Consider the following 19778-nt stretch of genomic DNA (forward strand, 5'->3'; position numbering starts at 1 on the left):
TTTATATTTATAGTATGATTTCATATTTACTGTGACTGCCGTGGATTTGAGTAACTTCTTTTAATGAATATCGTTTCTGGTAATAGTGGTTCAATCCTTCGTTACTCCCGATGCAATCAAAGCGGATGATTTTCTTTCCTGCTTCTTGTGCCTCTTTTTCGATCCAATCCAGTAAAGCGGCACCTATCCCTTTTCCTGCGTGGTTTCTATGTACAACCAATCGATGCAGATACAAAGCTTCATCTTTTGCCTCTTCTCCCCAAAGTTCCATATCCCATTCACTCGGGATATTCTCAATAGTAAAAGTAGAAATGGGTTGACCTTCACTTTCAACAAGATAGGTCGCCCCGTTTTCAATTGAACGAAGAATCTCTTCTTTGTTTCCATCTAAATCAGTCAGATAGTAACTCCATTGCTTCGTCCTTTTTGTCTTTAACCAGGCGGCAGCATCCACTAGCAGCTCCAGAACCTTGTGTAGGTCCTCCGATTTTACCTGTGTGATTTCATAAACTTCTTTATGAAGTTTAACTCGCATGGTCTTTTCTCCCTTCCCCATTAGGCATAATAACCATTCATCCTTTATTTGGACAAAAGCGTTGACCATTCCTTCATTTCAAAAAAACTAAATCATGTTTAAGTAAGGAATAGAAAAGGAATTACCATTAACATCCTTATTGATCAATATATGTTTGATTAATAGCGTATAGAGGATTGTTTGGTCTTAAGTTCATCCAGGGTCACTCAAATATTTTTACTTACTACTTCTTTAGGAGGGACACAATGAAATTTGCAGGTACAGGTTTAGTTATCCTAGCCGCTATATGCTGGGGAATCAGCGGGGGGATTGCAGATATTTTAATGGACAAGGGTTGGGATCCTCTTGTGATTTCATTTTACCGGGGGGGAGTCGGACTCATATGTTTTTTTGTGTGGTACCTCCTTCGCTTTAAACAAAATGGGGGCATCTCTGCTCGTTTATTCTTATGGGCTTTATTTGCGGGTGTCGGTGTTGCTGGAAATTTCACGTTTTATTTTCTAAGTATCCAAGCTTCAAGCGTTGCTGTTGCTGCTACATTAATGTACACCGCACCTGTCTTCGTACTTTTAGTCTCCTTTTTATTACGACTAGAAAATTCTACGTGGTTTAAATGGGCCTGTATTACTGGTGTTCTATTGGGAATCATCCTGCTTACAGGTGCCTACAATCCTGAATCGATTTCGGGGAGTTTTTTTGGGGTGGCAGCGGGGCTTGCTGCGGGGCTTTCCTATGCTTTGTTTATATTCGGATTTAAAAATGCCTCTTCTATCGGAAACCCGCAAACCACGTTAACCATTGCATTTTTTTCATTTTGTCTCATCCTTTTTCTCTTTACAAACAAGGGTGAAGCGGCAGCTGTGTTGGCGTCAAATGACATAGGATGGTTTTTACTATTAGGGATTCTCGGGGCTGGACTTTCATTCATATTGTATGTGACTGGGATACGGTGGACTACCCCGGCAACTGCTTCGATGGTCGCTATGGTAGAGCCGGTGACAGCTTCATTATTTGGCGTTCTGGTTATCGGGGATCACTTGACCCCCATTCAGATTTTTGGCATAGTAGTCATCCTTGTTACGATCACCCTTCTTAGTATGAAGCAGTCCGACTGAGAAAGTTTATCTCCTCTAACCGAATTCATTCCATCTTATTTATTTTAGTGAGGCAGAATTCTCTCATAAAAAATTAGAAAGGCAGCATATACTCTCCACTGACGTCCTTTTGCCTTTGGAATATGAATGGTTTCACCAATAAAAAGTGGAAAAAACCATGATATAGAAATAAACGTCCTGTGCCAATGCACAGGACGTTCTTAATGTTAGTTATTTGATTAGCACGGATTATATACTCACAGGACGGTTTCCTTTATCAAGCATACCACTTATGCCACATATGATCATTTCTACCTCTTACAAAGGCATCTACCCGGTTACGGCCCCAAGACACGGCTCCCGGTGAAGAACGAACGCCTCCTCTTGGTGCACCAAGGTCTTCCCAGTTACTCCAGCGGGAACCATTCCACCATTTGTGCCACATGTTATTGTTGTCTCCCCGGACAAAGGTATCAATTCGGTTCGGTGCCCACGAGGAGGCAGCCGGTGCCCCTTCGAATCCTCTAGGCGGTGAACCCAGGTCCTCCCAGTTACTCCAACTGGATCCGTTCCACCACTTATGCCACATCCGGTCGTTGTTTCCTCTTACAAAGCAATCAATGCGGTTCGGCCCCCATGATACGGCACCAGGAGAATCTCTCAAACCTCCTCTTGGAGCCCCGAGGTTTTCCCATTGGCTCCATCGTCTTCCTTCCCACCATTTATGCCAGAGATTGTTGTCATCTCCTTGGACGAAAACGTCGAGTCGATTTGCCTGCCATGATGCAACAGTCGGATCTCCCTTGAACCCGCGTGGTGGTCCCCCAAGGTCTTCCCATTCATTCCATCTCGAACCATCCCACCACTTATGCCATAGAGTATCCCGATTCCCTCTTACAAACGTATCGATACGGTTCGGTCCCCATGACACGGCAGCCGGCGAACTCCTTACACCTCTCCTTGGCGCACCGAGATCCTCCCAATTACTCCAGCGGGAACCGTTCCACCATTTGTGATACATCCTATCGTTCTCACCGCGAACAAACGTATCCAAACGGTTCGCCTGCCAGGAAGCAGCAGCCGGTGAACCTTTCATCCCCCGTGGCGGTGCACCAAGATCCTCCCATTCCCTCCAGCTTGCCCGCCAATCAAATGGATCTTCGTAGACAGGCTGGTCATAGAATCCCTGATAAGGATCATAATAGTTCAGCTGTTGTGGATAAAACGTGTACTCACGTTGTTGTTGGTATGGTGGATAGAACTGTTGATAAGTATGTGGTAACAGACCATCTTCATAATGGTTTCTGACGTCTGGCCAATACGGATCGTATTGTTGTTGGACATCGCACGGCACTACAGGATATCGTCGTGGAAAAAACATACTGCATCCCTCCTCTGCATTTACTGTATGCAGGAGCCCAAATAGAGGAGTATGTACATATTTTACTCTCAAAAAAAGATCCCCTCCACATGCGGAAAGGATCTCGATATGTCTAGACCATATACTGTTGATATCGTTCTGCATCACTCATCTTGCATTCAAGTGTGAGCACTGTACCATTTTCTTCATACTCGGTTTCTAACACATTCGCATTCTCATTAAAATAAGAAATCAAATGCCCTTTATCAAATGGGATCAGCATTTGACAGCGTTTATAGTCTTTAAAAATATAACTCCTCACCACTTGAAGCAGCTCGTCGATCCCGATTCTATTTTTTGCGGAAAAATAAATGCGGTCCTTTTCCACTCTGGGGACTTCTTCTTCCATGAGTTCAGCTTTGTTAAACGCGTAAATGACAGGTGTATCGCCTATACCAAGGTCTTCTAAGGTTTTATCGGTCACCTTCATCAATTTCTCGTAGTGAGGTTCAGAATAATCAACAACGTGAATGATGAGATCAGCCTCCACCACTTCTTCAAGTGTTGAACGGAACGCTTTGACCAGTTGATGGGGCAGTTTGTTAACGAATCCAACCGTGTCTGTCAGGAGAAATGCCTTTTTGTCCGGTAAGGTGATGTTCCTCACCGAGGTTTCAAGTGTCGCGAACAGCATATCCTTTTCAAACACTTGCTTGTTCTCGTTTGGATGGAATTTTTCAACGAATGCGTTCATCGTCGTCGATTTCCCGGCATTTGTGTATCCTACAAGGGATACGACAGGAATTTCACTCTTTTGACGCTGCTTACGTTGTGTGGTTCTCAGGTCAACAAGTGAATCAAGCTCTTTATTCAATGCTGTGATTTTCTCTTCGATCCGGCGTCGATCAAGCTCGAGCTTCGTTTCACCCGCACCACGGTTCGCGAGTCCAGATCCTCCCCCTTGACGGCCTAATGACTCGCGGCGTCCAATCAAACGCGGGAGCATATACTGCAGCTGGGCCACCTCTACTTGAAGTTGTGCTTCCCGGGTTTTTGCACGTTCTGCGAAGATATCGAGAATCAACATCGTCCGGTCCATGACGCGAATATCAAGCTTCTCCTCAAGTACACGAATTTGCGAAGGGGAAAGTTCATCATTGGAAATGAGAACATCCGCTTCCCACTCTTCAATGAGTGGCAGTAGCTCTTCAACCTTTCCTTTTCCTATATAATGCACGTGATTTGGCCTGGACAGGTTTTGAGTCAGTTCACCGACCACATCAATATGCCTCGCTTCTGCCAATCCATTTAACTCAAGCATCGAATATTCGAAGTCATTGTTCTTATCCTTTGTATTAACGCCTATGGCGATTGCTTTTAAACGTTCTTCCATTCCTTCGTCACTTCCTATCTATTTTAGTCGTTACAGAAAAAAACACAGGCCTCTGCCTGTGCTTTTCGTAAATGGATTTGAATAAACCGGTGACGACTGAAGAAGACCGCATTTTCTCCAGGGATTTCTTGTAAAAAACCCTTATAGCACCACTCGGCAAGTATTCAATTCTACTTTCAAGAAGAAGAAAGAGGTGCTATTTAGCCTCCCTTCCCTACATTCAACGTTAAATGAAGAATTCCTTTAAAAATAGTCAGACCGATCCCATTTACCCTGCACACAGGCAGAGCCTTTGAACTTATTCAATTAAGCGTTCAAATTGCGGATGCGTAGTCTGATTAAAATCAAAAGGAAAACCTCCATTTCTCATAAATTATAATCATCTTACCATAAACAACAGAGTATGGGAAGATATGGTTTGAGGGACGGACCTCTAAGATGTGCTTACCACTAGAAGGCTTTTCTGGAGGTCCGTACCCCTCACACTTTATTTCGTTCCTTTTTTCCACTCTTCTTCCTCAACAAGCATTTTTCCTGGCCATGTGTAAGCCATGATGCCTCCGTCAGCTGTTATATCTTCCCCTGTCACATAGGAGCTGTCGTCTGATGCCAAGAATAGGGCGACGGTTGCCATTTCATTCGGTCTTCCAAGACGTCCGAGTGGAGTAACCCACTTGTTAGCTTCTCTGAACTTTGCCCCCATCTCATCTTGTCTACTTCCGACAAGCTCATCGATAAGTGGCGTTTCGATTGTTCCAGGTGAAAGAGAATTCACACGAATTCCGTGCCGAGCGTAATCTATAGCCATTCCTTTGGTGAAATTAATAATGCCACCTTTAGCTGCATTGTAACCTGAACGGTCATGATCTGCTGCTTGTCCAGACATAGAAGCGTTATTGATGATAGATCCACCTTTCTCAAGCATCAATGGAATTAAATACTTACTACATAAAAAAGTACCTCTTAGGTCTACTGCAATGATTCGATCAAATAGTTCAACAGGATACTCATGCACCTTTCCACCCTGTTCATCTACTCCAGCATTATTGAAGAGGACGTCGATGGTACCATACTTCTTCTTTAATTCAGATGCAAAAAATTTTACACTTTCTTCACTGGATACATCCAATTGAAAAGATTCAGCCTTCCCACCTTCACTTTGAATGGCTTCCACTGTCTCCCTTACTTCCCTTTCCTTCACATCCGCAAAAATCACCGTCGCGCCTTCATAGGCAAAAACCTTGGCAGTTGCTGCTCCAATCCCTGTTGCCGCACCTGTAATTACAGCTATCTTCCCTGCTAGTCTTCCCATAGGGTAAAACCTCCTTAAAATATTCATAGAGAGCTTTTTCCCTTTATGTGAAATAGTAAACATTTGGAGGGACGGACCTTCAATATTAATAAACCTTCATTTATAGAGGTTTTTATTATTTCGAGGTCCGTCCCTCATCGTATATTATTCCGGTCCTTTTTCCACTCTTCTTTCTCAATCGTATTTATACTATTTGAGATTTCGCCGTTAAATTCTGGATTCCGCCGTTATATTGAAAAACTCGCCGTTAAATGAATCTCTTATCGACTCAAAAGGAATGGAAGCTGCAAAATGCTGTTTCGGTATTACCTTTGAATGCACGTTCGCTGTTATATTTGAGATTCCGCTGATATCTTGAAAATTTCGCTGATAAACAAGTAGATTCCGCCGATATAAGGAAAACGTCCAGGCTTCTGCTCCCTCTCCCTAATCAAAACATTACGAATGTTGACGATTATTCCATACATCCAAATCAAAAGGCATAGCATCGCGCCTTTTTCAATTCATCTTGATTTTCAATATAAAAGAAGTCCAATTTAAATCAATCTCCACCATCCCCTGCCATCCCCAACCAGAAAATCACCCTAATTTACCACCTAACACGAAATCTACATTCCTGTTATACTCGTAAAGTACTGATTTTCATATAGAAGTGAGTGGATACTATGAAAGAGGGCATTACGTTTATTGCGGAGGTCATTAACAACCTCCACGACATGTTAATAGGAATAACTAGTGATCTAGGATTCACCCTTTCGGATAAAGATCTGCATTTTTGGATTATGGGCATTATTGGGATCTTCGTCTTCTTTTTTGTATACATTGTGTCTAAGATTCTATCGAAGCTTAAGTTCGGGATTACGGCCCTTGCTTTCTTCTATACATTGACATTCATGTTTGTCTTGGTTTTCGCGATTGAAATTCAGCAGGCAATCACCAATCGGGGGCATATGGAATTTATTGATGCCATCGTTGGCTTATGGGGATACATTGTTTTCTTCCTCATTTATATAGGAATCGCAGCATTGTTTCTCATAACGAAGTATTTCTTTCAATACGTCTTTCGAAACAAAGATAAGACCCTGGATAGCGACTAGGGTCTTATTTTTATTTAAGGCACCCAAGGAAAGTCACAAATCCATTTATTGTTAACAAAACCTTCACAAATATTGGGTACATTGTGTGATTGAGATGGTATTTTACTGGGTATACAATGAAGAGGAATGAATATTCATTCCGTATTTAACACATGAAAGGCTGAATCTTTATGGCAACTGCAGTTAATAAACGAGACAGCATTATATCAAGCGCATTGGTACTTTTTGCTGAGCGCGGATATGATGCGACTACGATTCCGATGATTGCGACATCGGCAGGAGTCGGGGCCGGTACCATCTATCGTTACTTTGAAAATAAAGAAGTGCTTGGCAACTCGCTCTTTCAAGAGTATGTAGGGATATTTACAGAAACTCTTGAAAATGATTTTCCATATGATGAAACCATACGGGAGCAATTCCATCATATTTTTAAAGCCATGATTCTGTTTACAACAAAACAGAGCCAGGCACTTTATTTTATCAAAACACATAGCAGTGCCCATTTCTTAGACAAAGCAAGTCACGATAGCTTTCAAGGACTTCTGGATATCCTAAAGAATTTCTTTGATTCAGGAAAAGAGAAAAAGGAAATTAAGGAGCTTCCTTCCTCCGCTTTGATTGCCATTGTTTACGGAGCGTTTCTTGAGCTTCAACGATTGGTGCGTATAGGGGAACTGGAGCCGGAAGCAACACTATTGGAAGATGTTGAAGAAAGTATGTGGGACGCTGTACGGTTACATCGATGAGAAATGGTTTGTTTCTCATTATACCAAACGGAATGAACGTTCATTCCGTACTAAATCTTTCTAAAGAGGTGCTATTACATGACAAACTTAAATCAACTTCCTCAGCCTAAGACATATGGCCCCCTCGGCAGTTTGCCGGTCATTGATAAAGACAAACCCCTTCAATCCTATATGAAACTAGCGAGAGAGCTCGGCCCGATCTTTCAGTTTCAATTTCCTGGGCGCATGAGTACATTTGTATCGAGTGCCTCCCTTGCTGAAGAAATATGCGACGAAACACGTTTTGATAAGAAAGTCGGACCTGCCCTGCAAAAAGTAAGGGCATTTGGCGGCGACGGGCTTTTCACCAGTGAAACGAAGGAAGAAAATTGGAAAAAGGCGCATAATATCCTGCTGCCAAGCTTCAGCCAGCAGGCAATGAAAGGCTATCACGCTAAAATGATCGATCTCGCCACCCAGCTAATTCAAAAGTGGGCCCGTTTAAATCCCACTGATGAAATCGATGTTCCTGAAGATATGACTCGCTTAACGTTGGATACGATCGGTCTTTGCGGGTTTAATTACCGTTTTAATAGCTTTTACCGGGAAACCCCTCACCCATTTGTCGACAGTATGGTCCGGGCAATGGATGAAGCCATGAATCAAACACAGCGGCTTGGTGTTCAAGATAAATTGATGGTCAAATCTAAAAAACAATTCAAGGAAGACATTCAATATATGTTCTCCCTTGTTGATGAATTGATTGCGGAACGGAAACAAAATGGTGACCAGGGCGAGGATGATTTACTCTCTCATATGTTAAAAGGAACCGATCCGGAAACAGGTGAAGCGTTGGATGATGAAAACATCCGTTTTCAAATCATCACGTTTTTAATTGCAGGACACGAAACAACGAGTGGGCTCCTGTCATTTGCCATTTACTATCTCATGAATAATCCTGAAAAATTGAAAAAAGCTCAGCAAGAAGTAGATGAAGTGCTCGGTGAGGATGTCCCCGATTATAAACAGGTGAAGAAATTGAAATATGTTCGCATGGTGCTTAATGAAGCTCTTCGTCTATGGCCGACCGCACCGGCATTTTCCGTATACGCAAAGGAGGACACAACGCTGAATGGGAAATACAACGTTAAAAAAGATGATGTATTCACCCTTATTATTCCAGAGCTTCACCGTGATTCATCCGTTTGGGGAGATGATGTAGAATCGTTTAAACCAGAACGTTTCGAGGACACGTCTTCGATCCCCTATCATGCCTACAAACCTTTTGGAAACGGCCAGCGCGCTTGCATCGGACAGCAGTTTGCCCTGCACGAAGCGACCCTTGTTCTTGGGATGGTCTTGCAGCACTTTGACCTGATTGATCATAGAGACTATCAATTGGAAATGAAAGAAACCTTGACCCTCAAGCCGGATGGTTTAAAGATGCGCGTTTCACCGCGGAAACCGGACATTTCCTTTACGGCTGCATCTTCTGAGGAAGTACAATCCGAAAAAATACCAGCACCTGCTATTAAGTCTCATGGTACTCCACTTTATATTCTGTATGGATCGAACATGGGGACAGCTGAAGGAATCGCCCGAGATCTTGCTGAAACAGGCCGTCAACAAGGATTCACGACCGAGGTTGCTCCTTTAAATGATTATTCAGGTGCCCTGCCGACAGAAGGAGCTGTTCTCATTGTCTCTGCTTCCTATAATGGAAATCCGCCGGACAATGCGGACGAATTCGTTTCTTGGTTAAAAGAAACGGATGAAGGAACACTGAACGGTGTTCGCTATGCGGTATTCGGATGTGGCGATCACAACTGGGCCACTACGTACCAACGCATTCCTACTTTCATTGATGAGCAGATGGAACAAAAAGGGGCTCGTCGCCTGTCGAAAACCGGTCATGGTGATGCAAGCGACGATTTTGAAGGGGACTACGAGAATTGGTCGGAAGTACTTTGGCCGAACCTCGCAAAAGAATTGAACATTGAACTTCATCAAAATGGTGGAGACAGCAGCTCGATCACGATGAATTTTGTCAGTGATGTCAGTGACACACCACTTGCCCGCACCCATCATGCCTTTACTTCGGTGGTAAGTAGGAATATTGAATTGCAGCATGAGGAAAGTGGAAGGAATACAAGACATATTGAGCTGACTCTTCCAGAGGGTGCAGATTATCAGGAAGGAGACCATCTTGGTGTACTTCCACGGAATCCAGGCACTCTTGTTGAGCGAGTGCTCAGTCGATTCAACCTGAACGGCGAGGACTATGTCCAACTGACTGGAGATCCGGGAAAAGCAGTCCATCTTCCTACAGGGAAGCCGGTCAATCTTAAGGAATTACTCTCAAATTATGTGGAATTCCAAGAACCCGCTACACGTTCGCAAATCAGGTCACTTGCAGCTCATACGGTATGTCCTCCCCATGTGGTAGAGCTTGAAGAGCTATTGGAGGATGGAACATATAAGAGAGAAGTTCTAGGTAAACGGATTACCATGTTGGACCTCGTGGAAAAGTACCTTGCATGTGAAATTCCGTTTGAAGAGTTCCTGCTTTTACTACCGGCACTAAAAGCAAGATACTACTCGATTTCAAGCTCCCCCCTTTACAAAGAAGGAGAAGCGAGCATCACGGTCAGTGTCGTTCGCGGAGAAGCATGGAACGGAAATGGAGAATACAAAGGCATCGCATCAAACTATCTGGCTGAACGTTCCGAAGGTGATAAAGTAGCCTGCTTTATCTCTACACCTCAATCGAACTTCCAGCTTCCGGACGAAACCGAAACACCGATCGTCATGATCGGACCCGGAACAGGAATTGCACCATTCAGAGGATTTATCCAGGCACGCCGCATCCTTAAAGAAAAAGGAGAAACGCTGGGAGCAGCCCACCTTTACTTCGGCTGCCGCAATCCAGAACATGATTTCTTATATCAAGAGGAACTGGAGAAGGCCGAAATGGATGGAATCGTCACTCTTCACACGGCTTTCTCAAGATGCCCTGGTCAAGAAAAAGCGTACGTCCAGCACCGATTGGCGGAAAACGCTGAAGACATCCTTCCTTTACTGAAAGAGGGCGGCCGCTTATACATCTGTGGAGACGGTGGGAAAATGGCACCCGATGTTGAGAACACATTAGTAGAAAGCTATATGCATTTCTATCAAACAACGAGGGAAAAATCCGCCGCATGGCTGCGATCACTAGAAGAAGATGGTCGATATGCCAAGGATGTTTGGGCAGGGGCTTAATGAGAAATAGAGCAGCGGACCTTTGTAGGGTTCGCTGTTTTTTTGTGGGTCTGCAGGTGATCCCGGGAATCATTTAGAAATGCTTTTGACCCTTTTGGTGCCCCTCCCCTACCTCCAACCATATCAATCAATCACGCAGCTTATCTCCAAATCCCTTAAATGTTCCCATTACAAAACAACACGCCAAAAAAGCACCGGATAATTCCGGTGCTTTCAAACAAATCTTTACTTATTAACCTTCGTAATACGTCCTTCTTCAACAGGATCTACTGTCTCTTGTGCTTTAATGTAGTTTACAAAAGCTTCTAAATCTACGATATCAATGACTTGATTCTTACCTTCTAATAGAACCGAGTATCCGTCACCGCCACCTGCCATAAAATTGTTCACCGTAATGGAGTATATTTTTGTCAGGTCAAGCGGTTGATCGTCTCCGGTTGTAACAGATTTGATTCTGCTTCCTTCAGGTTTACTGCTATCATACGAAACCTTCAATCCGGAAATCTGTAAGATTCGTGGAGCGTTAGGGTCCTTCGCCCATTGAGATTCGAATAGTTCATAAACCTGCTGTCCAGTCAGATCCATCGTTACAAGATCATTACCGAATGGCTGAACAGTGAAGGCTTCTTTCCAGGTGATTTCACCTGCATCGATTTCTGCACGGATACCTCCTGGATTCATAAAGGCAAAGTCTGTCCCTGTATGACTTCTCATGGCATCTGCAATCAGATTACCCATTGCAGACTCGCCATCAGGATTTTGATCCCTGCTGATTCCTTTTGTTGTGTTCCCAATTTTCACATTCAGGATAGGTGCAACATCCGCAAGATATTCATCAAGCATTTCTTTAATCCCGGCATCTGGCGTAATGGTTCTGACGGCAGATACGATTTCCGCTTTTTTCGACGTGATATCCTTGGTGGCCGGGTCAATCACGAAATCAACATCCGAAAACGCTGTACCATAAGAATACGATTGAACAAGAAGCTTTCCATCCACAACGGTATTGGCATACTGATGATTGTGTCCACCAAACATAATATCCACTTCATCGTCTACTTTTGTTGCGATATCAGCCAGTTCTTCTGTAGGGTTGGTTCCATCAGTGTTTGACTTCACCGGGTTATGGGAAAGGACGACAATCGCCTCTACACCCTTTTCCTTAAGTTCTGCCGTATATTTGTTAATCGCTTCTGCTTCATCCGTAAATGTGACTCCCGCTGTTCCACTTGGTGTGACGATTCCAGGTGTATCAGAGAAAGCAACTCCGATGAATCCAACTGGAACTCCATTAACCTCTTTCACCACATATGGAGAAAGAATCGGTTCCTTCGTTTTGCTATCCACTACGTTCGCCGCTACATAAGGGAAATTCGCCCCTTCAAATACCCCGTATTTAGAGTAGGTTTTTGAATGTCTTCCACCGTCGATCAGGCGCATCATTTCATCTACACCTTCGTCAAACTCATGGTTTCCTACAGTTCCTACATCAAAACCTATTTCGTTTAGCATTTTAATCGTTGGTTCATCCTGTAATAGCGCAGATACTGGAGAACTTGCCCCGGCGACATCTCCTGCATGCACCATAAGTGTGTTAGGATTCGTTGCTTCACGTTCTTTTAAATGGGCAGCCAAGTATTCAATCCCACCAGCATTCAAACCTTTGTTATACGTGTCCAATTGCCCGTGAAGATCATTGATGCCTAATAATTGAACTTCAAATGGCTCTTCTGCAGGAAAATCAATCTTGTATTTATGGAATCCATTCGTACCTTCGCCGACATGATGAATATTCGATGTTTGCTCAGCAAACGTTTTCGCTTCCGGAGAAGACTCAAATGTGACATCAACATTTCCAGAAATCGGTGCAAATGTCCAGTTCTTATCGGCAGTCGGGTTGATCGTTTTGTTTTTAATAATGTAGTTCATGACTACTTGACGATTCTCGTCTGGTGAAACATAGATCACTCGTTTCCCATCAGGATTCGCAAGCTTAGTGAATGAAGCACGATAGTTATTCGTTGCCACGACAAACTTCTGATCTTCCTCTACCGGCTTACCGTTGTACATTAAATTTTTCACACGGCTAGCTCCTGCATTGACCACGTTCCCTGATTGATCATATTTAGCAGGCTTCGTAACATCCACTTGATACGTCACACCATCGATCGTATCAAAGTTGTAAGCTTGGAAATCCTTATTGATCAAGGACTGCTCACCCGTTTTCGCCGGATCGATTTGATTAAAGTTCCCAGTTGTCCATTCGATATATTCTTTTACTTGTGCACCTGTTAAAAGTAACGCTTGAACCGTATTCGGATACTTATATAGGTCAGAAACATTCTTAATCGTCACTGTTCCTTTAGGAATATTCGTGTACTCACCGGCACCATTTCTTCCAGCTTTAAAAGGAGCTGCAGATGAAAGGACAGGAAGGTCTTCGTATTCAGTTCCTTTTAACGCATTCTCTACATACTCTTTTTGAGCGTTACTGACAATTTGAACGGATGGATCATCCTGTACCCGTGCAAAGAAGCTGTGAATCGGGGCTTCTGTTTGACCCACTTCACCATTGATGTATTCAATGGTGCTGTCATGAGAATCTCTTAAGACATCAACCATTTCTTTATCCGCCGTTACTCCTGCAGAAGAAATAACTTCCGATTGAGAGTCCTTCACTTTCCACTTACCGCCCACTTGTTCAAGGGTTAAGTCAATGACACCAAGTGTTTTCCCGTCTACATTCGCTTGAACGGCAGCCACACCATTGATTGTTCCTTTTTTATTATCCACTCCTTCAAGTGAGTTGTAGGAGGCATCTCCCGGGAAGGACAGATGAGTGTGCCCGAAAAGTATCGCATCGATTCCGTCTACTTCACTTAATGGGTACACGGTATTTTCTTTATTCGATTTGTCTTTATCAAAACCTGAATGGGAGAGAACAACAACTACTTCTGCTCCATCCTTCTTCATTTTCGGAACCCACTTCTCTGCTGACGCCACTACGTCCTCCGTTACAACCTTACCTTCGAGGTTCGCTTTATCCCACTGCATGATTTGAGGAGCCACGAAACCGATGACACCGACCTTGACCGTTTGCTTGTTCCCTTTTTCGTCAACGACTTCTTTGTCCACGATTTTATATGGTTTTACAAGGTTTTCATCATTTGACGGGTCCTGGTCATGATCATCTTTATACACGTTCCCTGACACATATGGGAAGTTTGCCCCTTTGATGCTGTTTTCCAGGAAGTCTAAACCATAGTTAAATTCATGGTTTCCTAGAGTTGCAGCATCATAATCCAACAAGTTCATCGCTTCATAGATCGGATGGGTTTCGTTTTCGATCAACCCTTCCGATACGGCATTTTCTCCACCTAGAATGGAGACGTACTTGCTATCACTCAATTGCTTGGCAGCATCCGTCATCGCATTCTTCTCCACTAAAAGGACAGGAGCATCGTGCTTGGCTGCGAGAACTGATCCCGTTAATCCATCCACAAAGTTTCTTCCTGTTGTGACAAATACTTTATCCGTTACTTTATCTAACTCGGTAGCAATTTTGAGTGAGGTTTCAAATCGATTTTGACCGAAAATCCGCGATGGGTTTTCCAGTTGTTTTTCAACTTTTTCACTGATGACGCCAGGTCCACCTACAATGATGGTCTTATCTTTCCCTTTGAGAGATTCAGTTGTCGTTCCTGGTACACTATCCTTCTTTGTCAGAAGAATCGGATACCCATTCTTTGCAGCATATGGTGCAATCGCAATGGCATCCGGATAGTTGGATCCGTATGCAAGGATGGCAGTGTCCGTGTTTCCTCCAACTTCCTCTGCAATCATGGAGGCCGTTTCATACCGGTCAGAACCTTGGATTCTCTTAATATATAATTTCATTTTGCTTAATTCACTTTGTACATCTGCAGAAACGGCATTTTTCCCGCCTAAAATAATCACTTTTTTCGCACCAAGACGTTTGATTTCTTCCTTTGTCTTAGCATTTAAGCTCTTCGTCCCTGTCAATAGAATCGGAGCATCCAAGTGATAAGCCAGTGGCGCCCCCGTTAACGCATCGGCAAAATCATCAGAACGTGCGATGACTACTGTATCAGACTTCTCCCAGCCTTTTTTCGATACCTCTACGGCCGTTTCATAACGATCATCGCCTGATAAACGATTCACAAATGTTAAGGGATCGACCTTAGCTATAAAATCAGTGAACGGATTTCCTTGTAGCAGGTCACCATTATCCAACAGTAAATTATTCGGGTTTTCTTCACGTTCTTTTTTGATCAAAGTTGAAAGGCGAACAAGTCCATTTTCAACAGGTTTATCAGAATAATAGTCATGATCCATTAAACTTCCATGAACATCGGTCGTTTCCATTATCTTCAATTTCACATAAGCATCATTCGATAACACATTAGTTGGCGCTTTTTCTGCCGAAACCGTCCCCCCCACCGGAGAAGCAATCATACCTAAAGCTAAAGTTGACAGAGCAATACTACTTAACTTCTTTTTTACTCCATTGTTCAAACCATTCAACCCTCTCAAAATAATATGTAAGGAACAACTCAGATCCATGAAACAGTCGAATTGACTCATTTTTTGTTCTAATCTGAATGATCTAAGTCAATTATACTTCGGAAATTGTCATTTACTATCATTTTTTTACAAAATTTAATAAATTTCGAACAAATAAAAGAAGACTATGAATCTATAAAAGTTTCATAGTCTTCTTAATCAAATAGGAGTAAGTGTCCACTCATCATCTTGATACTGAACTTTATAAACTCCTTCAGGATCATCCACGTCTATATATTCTAAAAGCCACTCATTCATCGCTTTATCCGAATCCAATACGACTAGGAAGTCCGACATCTTGAGGCTTGTAAAGAACTTTTCCTTTTCTTCCTCAGAACCCAACCCGCTCCTGATCGAATAGTTCATAGATAGCTGCTCATAAGAAACGATATATTTCAAATAACCTCTATCATCTTCACTCTCAGGACTATAATATGTCACCTCTGGATCAATGGCTCCCGTTGATGTGATCTTGCTAAATTTGTTTTTCACTTCCCACCTGATTGAGGAAATCGTTTCCGGTTTTTCCGCAATCACTTTTATGTTTCCGCTAAATGGATATATAAAAAGACTCCCCAGTATAAGCAGAGTAATCATTTTCGAAATCGGCCTCTTTTTTAAATAAGAGCTCCACTCATGGATAATAGCTGTCATTAATATACCAATCACATAGATAATGATCGTGGATTGATACCTGCCGAAACCAGCAATTCTCGCTGCCTCGAATTCCGGCATTAAATACACATACATGAAATAGAGAGAGAACATGTATAAAATGTAAAAGCTATTTGAAATGAAAATGGAGAATACCAAAAGCTTGGATATCTTTCTATTGACCGTATACATCAAGACCAACAAGATGAAGGCAATTATGTTTACAATAACGACAGCTTTAAAGTTATTCGATTCTAAATTTGTAGAGGCCCTCCATAACTGTGGGCCGATCTGATCCATAAACTCTGAGGACTTTTCATTACTCGCGACTTTATCCGGTGTTACCGCAAACTTGTTTGCACCGTAACCCGCTTGGTAAGCCTTAATGGTGTATTTTATCCATAAATAATTCAGGAACATTGGTAACCCAATCAGCCAGAATAAAGCATGATAGACAATCTTTCTTACATCTTTCGTAATTTGTTTCTTATGTATGAAATTTGAATAGATAAAACTTAGAATGAGAATGACATTAAATGCCAGAAAGATTTTCCCGCTGTCCTTTAATAGCATAAGGAGGATCAAGATGGGTGTATTCACAATCACCTGCTTCTTCCAGTCATCTCTATAATAAAACGCTACAATAACGGTGGCCAAAGCAACCAATCCTAATAAGATATCCACTAAAAGGTTATAGAAACTTCCCCAATTGACGAGCAATAGAGTCATACTTGCCGCCATCGTCAAAAGAATGACTGCAGGTCTCTTCCATTTACTAAAATAGTACATGGTCACGACACAAGAGAGGGCTAAAAATGCTTGTGCCATTAAGGCATAACTTTCATGTTTCCCTAATACTTCCAATATGAAATAAATAAAGACTGCACTGCCCGGAGGATAGTTTTGAAATGTCACAATCGTCGAACTGTCGGGTAAGCCATTGATCAGTGCCATTTCTCTCACAATTAACCCCCAATGACTAAAATTATCATAGTGTGTTAAGATCAGTCCCTTTAGGTAGAAAATCATAGCAAGTAATGACAGTGCAAATACAATGATACTGGGATGAAGCAACGGCATTAATGTATATTTCCTTTTTAAATAAAGGACAAGATAATCACCAAAAAGAATAAGCCCCGAGAAGTAAATGAGATTTACTGCTAGAGGCATAATATTAATTAGACCCGCACAAAACACAACTGTCGTAATGGATGAAAAGACAAAGATGGGAATAAAAGCGATGTGCACTTTTATCCTATTAAAAGAGAGAAGTCCCCATCCGCTTAAGGACGCGAATAATAATAAAAACGAAACAATGCTGTTACTCATTATTCAACAGCTCACGACGACCAACTTCATTTTTAAAAACCCATTCTCTTTGAATCACAAAACTAACAAGGAATAACAACGAATCTACGATTACCTTAATAACTACCTCCCCAGAACTTACAGCCGAATAAATATAGTGTACCCCCAGTGCTGAAATCCCCATCTGCACAATACTCAGGGAATAATATTTCACCATTGTATTCGATGAACTGGATTTAAATACTACGTTTCTATTAATCATAAAATTAATGAATGAAGATAAAACCCTTGAGAGCACTGTCGAGACGATGATAAATGAATCGGGTAACACTTCCTTCAACATCAATGAGAATATCATGAATAAAACGATATCTATCCCAAATGATGCAAAAGAGGATGCAATAAATTTGAGGAACACTGAATAGATTTTGATAGAATCTTTAATGGGATTGAAGTGAGATGATTTATTTTCTTCTATATAAATCGTTTTGATCTTTACTTCTTCTATTTTAATATTCTTTTTCTTACATTCCAGCAACATGTTCATCTCGTATTCATATCGATCTCCCTTCACCTCTAGCAGATCATCCACAAATAATGCAGGAATGGCCCTCAATCCAGTTTGCGTATCCGAGACTTTGATACCGCTGGCAAATTTCACAACTACCTTTGTAAGATTATTCCCGAATCTACTTCTAAACGGAATATTCTCTTCTGAAAAGTTCCTTGAGCCCAGTACTAAACTAGTTGGACTTTCCATTAATTTAGCTGCTACTTTTTTCATATCTTCCAATGTGTGTTGACCATCGGAATCAATCGTAATGAGGCCCATTGAGTCGTTATAATTCTCATTAAAGTATGTAAAAGCCGTTTTCAATGCCCGACCTTTCCCTTGATTCACACTATGGTGCAGAACCACACATTCCTTCATTCCTTCTAACTCTTTAAAAATTCTGGAACACTCTTTTTTACTTCCATCATTTACAATAATAACTCGTGAAAATTGAGCTGAAATGATTTCATTCACTAAAGTAGTCAATTTTTCATCTGGGTTATAGGCGGGAATGATGATGGCAATATCATGTATGGATTTCATTGTATCTCCTCCCAAAAATTTCAATCTACCCCACTATAACTAAACCAACTTCGAAATTCAATAAAATAGCAATCTTTTCATAAAAACTACATGATTGAGACTTGAGAACATATCCTCTCCACTCGCAATACCCAAGCTACACAAATTCACACCTCCGAGACGAGGGGACAGGCACTCTGTCCCACGTAAGGCAGTGCCCGCAGTCTTTGCTGCCATCATTCGCTGATATAAATTGGATTTCGCTGATATATTCCCGATTTCGCTGATAAACTTGATATCTCGCTGATAAAATCCAGATTTCGCTGATATATTCTAAATATCGCTCATAAATCCATCTCTAATGGCAAAATGAACCCCTATCCCCCATCAATATGTCCCCCAATACCATAAACCACGACCAACTTAGCGAAAAAAGAAACAACTCCATCAACTTTCCTGCTTCCCGACTCTATTTTTTATATCCTTCACTCCATAGATACAAAAAGGGACCTCCCTAAAAGAGAAGCCCTCCAATTCCTATTTCCCCCCTGTGAATGAAATTCCTTTAATAAAGTAGCGATTAAAGAATGCATACAGAAGGAGTACCGGCAGTGTAAAGACCATGGATGCCGCCATGATGTAGTTCCAGTAGCTGACGTATTGACCTTTAAAGGTGTTCAATCCTAATGGCAATGTATACATTTCCGTATCGGTCATGACAATCAACGGGGTCATGAAGTTGTTCCAGAACCCCATGAAGACAAAGATTGCTTGTGCGGCCAATGCTGGTTTTGCTAATGGTAAAACCACCTTGAAGAAGATTCCGAAACGGCTTAGACCATCGATTTGAGCAGCCTCCTCCAGTTCCTTCGGGAAGTTGATGAAGAATTGTCTCATCATGAAGATGAAGGTGGCATTGATCATGGCCGGTACGATCATCCCTTGATACGAGTTAAGCCAGCCGATTTCTTTTAAAATTAAATAGTTCGGGATCATCGTCACTTGAGCAGGGATCATAAGGACCGCCAGGATCATGATGAATAATGCCTTTTTCCCTGGAAAGCTTAAGCGCGCCAAGGCGTACCCGGCCATGGAGTTAAAGATGATATTCAAGGCTGTCCCGATTATTGCGATGAATAAACTATTGAATAACCATCTTGGAAATAGCTCCTGCTCGATAAAGATTTGTTTATAATTATCCAATGTGAAATTCTTCGGTATGAAATTCATCGTTCCACTAATGATTTCTTCTAATGTCTTAAAAGAAGATGAGAGTGCCCATAAGAATGGAATCAGAGTGGTGATGGCATAACCAATCAGGACAATATATAGAAGACGTTTACTGAACGTCTTTTTCTTCGAATTCATGCTTCCATCCCC

12 protein-coding genes are annotated in these 19778 nt (G+C 42.0%); 4 read left to right on the forward strand and 8 right to left on the reverse strand.

Going from position 1 to position 19778, the window contains the following annotated elements; translation table 11 throughout:
• Positions 1–7 precede the first annotated feature (7 nt).
• Complete coding sequence (locus tag TV75_RS16240; RefSeq protein WP_052504589.1) at positions 8–535, reverse strand: GNAT family N-acetyltransferase; 528 nt, start codon at positions 533–535, stop codon at positions 8–10.
• Positions 536–780: 245 nt separating this feature from the next.
• Here TV75_RS16240 and TV75_RS16245 point away from each other — a divergent pair, with 245 nt between their 5' ends.
• A complete protein-coding gene (locus tag TV75_RS16245) occupies positions 781–1650 on the forward strand; it encodes a DMT family transporter (protein ID WP_044339840.1) in 870 nt (289 codons plus the stop codon).
• A gap of 256 nt (positions 1651–1906) precedes the next feature.
• On the opposite strand, the gene TV75_RS16250 is transcribed toward TV75_RS16245, so the two are convergent.
• The 3 genes from TV75_RS16250 to TV75_RS16260 form a co-directional block, all read right to left on the reverse strand.
• On the reverse strand, positions 1907–3010 hold the full coding sequence (locus TV75_RS16250; protein ID WP_253275553.1) for a carbohydrate-binding protein: 1104 nt from the start codon (positions 3008–3010) through the stop codon (positions 1907–1909).
• 112 nt (positions 3011–3122) lie between these two features.
• A complete protein-coding gene (gene hflX, locus TV75_RS16255) occupies positions 3123–4382 on the reverse strand; it encodes a GTPase HflX (protein WP_044339841.1) in 1260 nt (419 codons plus the stop codon).
• Between the two features lie 487 nt (positions 4383–4869).
• Entirely contained in the window at positions 4870–5694 is an 825-nt protein-coding gene (locus TV75_RS16260) for an SDR family oxidoreductase (RefSeq protein WP_044339842.1), read from the reverse strand.
• 665 nt (positions 5695–6359) lie between these two features.
• Between TV75_RS16260 and TV75_RS16265 the strand changes: the two genes are divergently transcribed.
• The 3 genes from TV75_RS16265 (at position 6360) to TV75_RS16275 (ending at position 10777) form a co-directional block, all read left to right on the forward strand.
• On the forward strand, positions 6360–6791 hold the full coding sequence (locus tag TV75_RS16265; RefSeq protein ID WP_044339843.1) for a hypothetical protein: 432 nt from the start codon (positions 6360–6362) through the stop codon (positions 6789–6791).
• Between the two features lie 170 nt (positions 6792–6961).
• Positions 6962–7537 (forward strand): TetR/AcrR family transcriptional regulator, encoded by a 576-nt coding sequence (locus tag TV75_RS16270; RefSeq protein WP_044339844.1) that lies wholly within the window; start codon positions 6962–6964, stop codon positions 7535–7537.
• 78 nt (positions 7538–7615) lie between these two features.
• Positions 7616–10777, forward strand: a complete 3162-nt coding sequence (locus TV75_RS16275) for a bifunctional cytochrome P450/NADPH--P450 reductase (RefSeq protein WP_044339845.1) — start codon at positions 7616–7618, stop codon at positions 10775–10777.
• Positions 10778–11002: 225 nt separating this feature from the next.
• Here TV75_RS16275 and TV75_RS16280 read toward each other — a convergent pair whose 3' ends face one another.
• The 4 genes from TV75_RS16280 to TV75_RS16295 all read right to left on the reverse strand — a co-directional run bounded on the left by TV75_RS16280 (position 11003) and on the right by TV75_RS16295 (position 19766).
• Complete coding sequence (locus tag TV75_RS16280; protein WP_052504590.1) at positions 11003–15313, reverse strand: bifunctional 2',3'-cyclic-nucleotide 2'-phosphodiesterase/3'-nucleotidase; 4311 nt, start codon at positions 15311–15313, stop codon at positions 11003–11005.
• A gap of 207 nt (positions 15314–15520) precedes the next feature.
• Positions 15521–17344 (reverse strand): hypothetical protein, encoded by a 1824-nt coding sequence (locus tag TV75_RS16285; protein WP_156142483.1) that lies wholly within the window; start codon positions 17342–17344, stop codon positions 15521–15523.
• Positions 17337–18419: a glycosyltransferase gene (locus TV75_RS16290; protein WP_044339847.1), complete on the reverse strand. Its 1083-nt coding sequence runs from the start codon at positions 18417–18419 to the stop codon at positions 17337–17339. Before TV75_RS16290 ends, TV75_RS16285 begins: the two co-directional genes overlap by 8 nt.
• Before the next feature lie 516 nt (positions 18420–18935).
• Positions 18936–19766 (reverse strand): carbohydrate ABC transporter permease, encoded by an 831-nt coding sequence (locus TV75_RS16295; protein WP_044339848.1) that lies wholly within the window; start codon positions 19764–19766, stop codon positions 18936–18938.
• Between the last annotated feature and the right edge of the window lie 12 nt (positions 19767–19778).

Origin of the sequence: Rossellomorea aquimaris (assembly GCF_000935355.1) — a bacterium.
Classification (GTDB): Bacteria; Bacillota; Bacilli; order Bacillales; family Bacillaceae_B; genus Rossellomorea; species Rossellomorea aquimaris_B.

Coding starts and splice junctions, on each gene's coding strand:
- TV75_RS16250 (WP_253275553.1), bottom strand. CDS start 3,010: ATGTTTTTTCCACGACGATATCCTGTAGTGCCGTGCGATGTCCAACAA.
- TV75_RS16295 (WP_044339848.1), bottom strand. CDS start 19,766: ATGAATTCGAAGAAAAAGACGTTCAGTAAACGTCTTCTATATATTGTC.
- TV75_RS16245 (WP_044339840.1), top strand. CDS start 781: ATGAAATTTGCAGGTACAGGTTTAGTTATCCTAGCCGCTATATGCTGG.
- hflX (WP_044339841.1), bottom strand. CDS start 4,382: ATGGAAGAACGTTTAAAAGCAATCGCCATAGGCGTTAATACAAAGGAT.
- TV75_RS16290 (WP_044339847.1), bottom strand. CDS start 18,419: ATGAAATCCATACATGATATTGCCATCATCATTCCCGCCTATAACCCA.
- TV75_RS16240 (WP_052504589.1), bottom strand. CDS start 535: ATGCGAGTTAAACTTCATAAAGAAGTTTATGAAATCACACAGGTAAAA.
- TV75_RS16275 (WP_044339845.1), top strand. CDS start 7,616: ATGACAAACTTAAATCAACTTCCTCAGCCTAAGACATATGGCCCCCTC.
- TV75_RS16260 (WP_044339842.1), bottom strand. CDS start 5,694: ATGGGAAGACTAGCAGGGAAGATAGCTGTAATTACAGGTGCGGCAACA.
- TV75_RS16285 (WP_156142483.1), bottom strand. CDS start 17,344: ATGAGTAACAGCATTGTTTCGTTTTTATTATTATTCGCGTCCTTAAGC.
- TV75_RS16270 (WP_044339844.1), top strand. CDS start 6,962: ATGGCAACTGCAGTTAATAAACGAGACAGCATTATATCAAGCGCATTG.
- TV75_RS16265 (WP_044339843.1), top strand. CDS start 6,360: ATGAAAGAGGGCATTACGTTTATTGCGGAGGTCATTAACAACCTCCAC.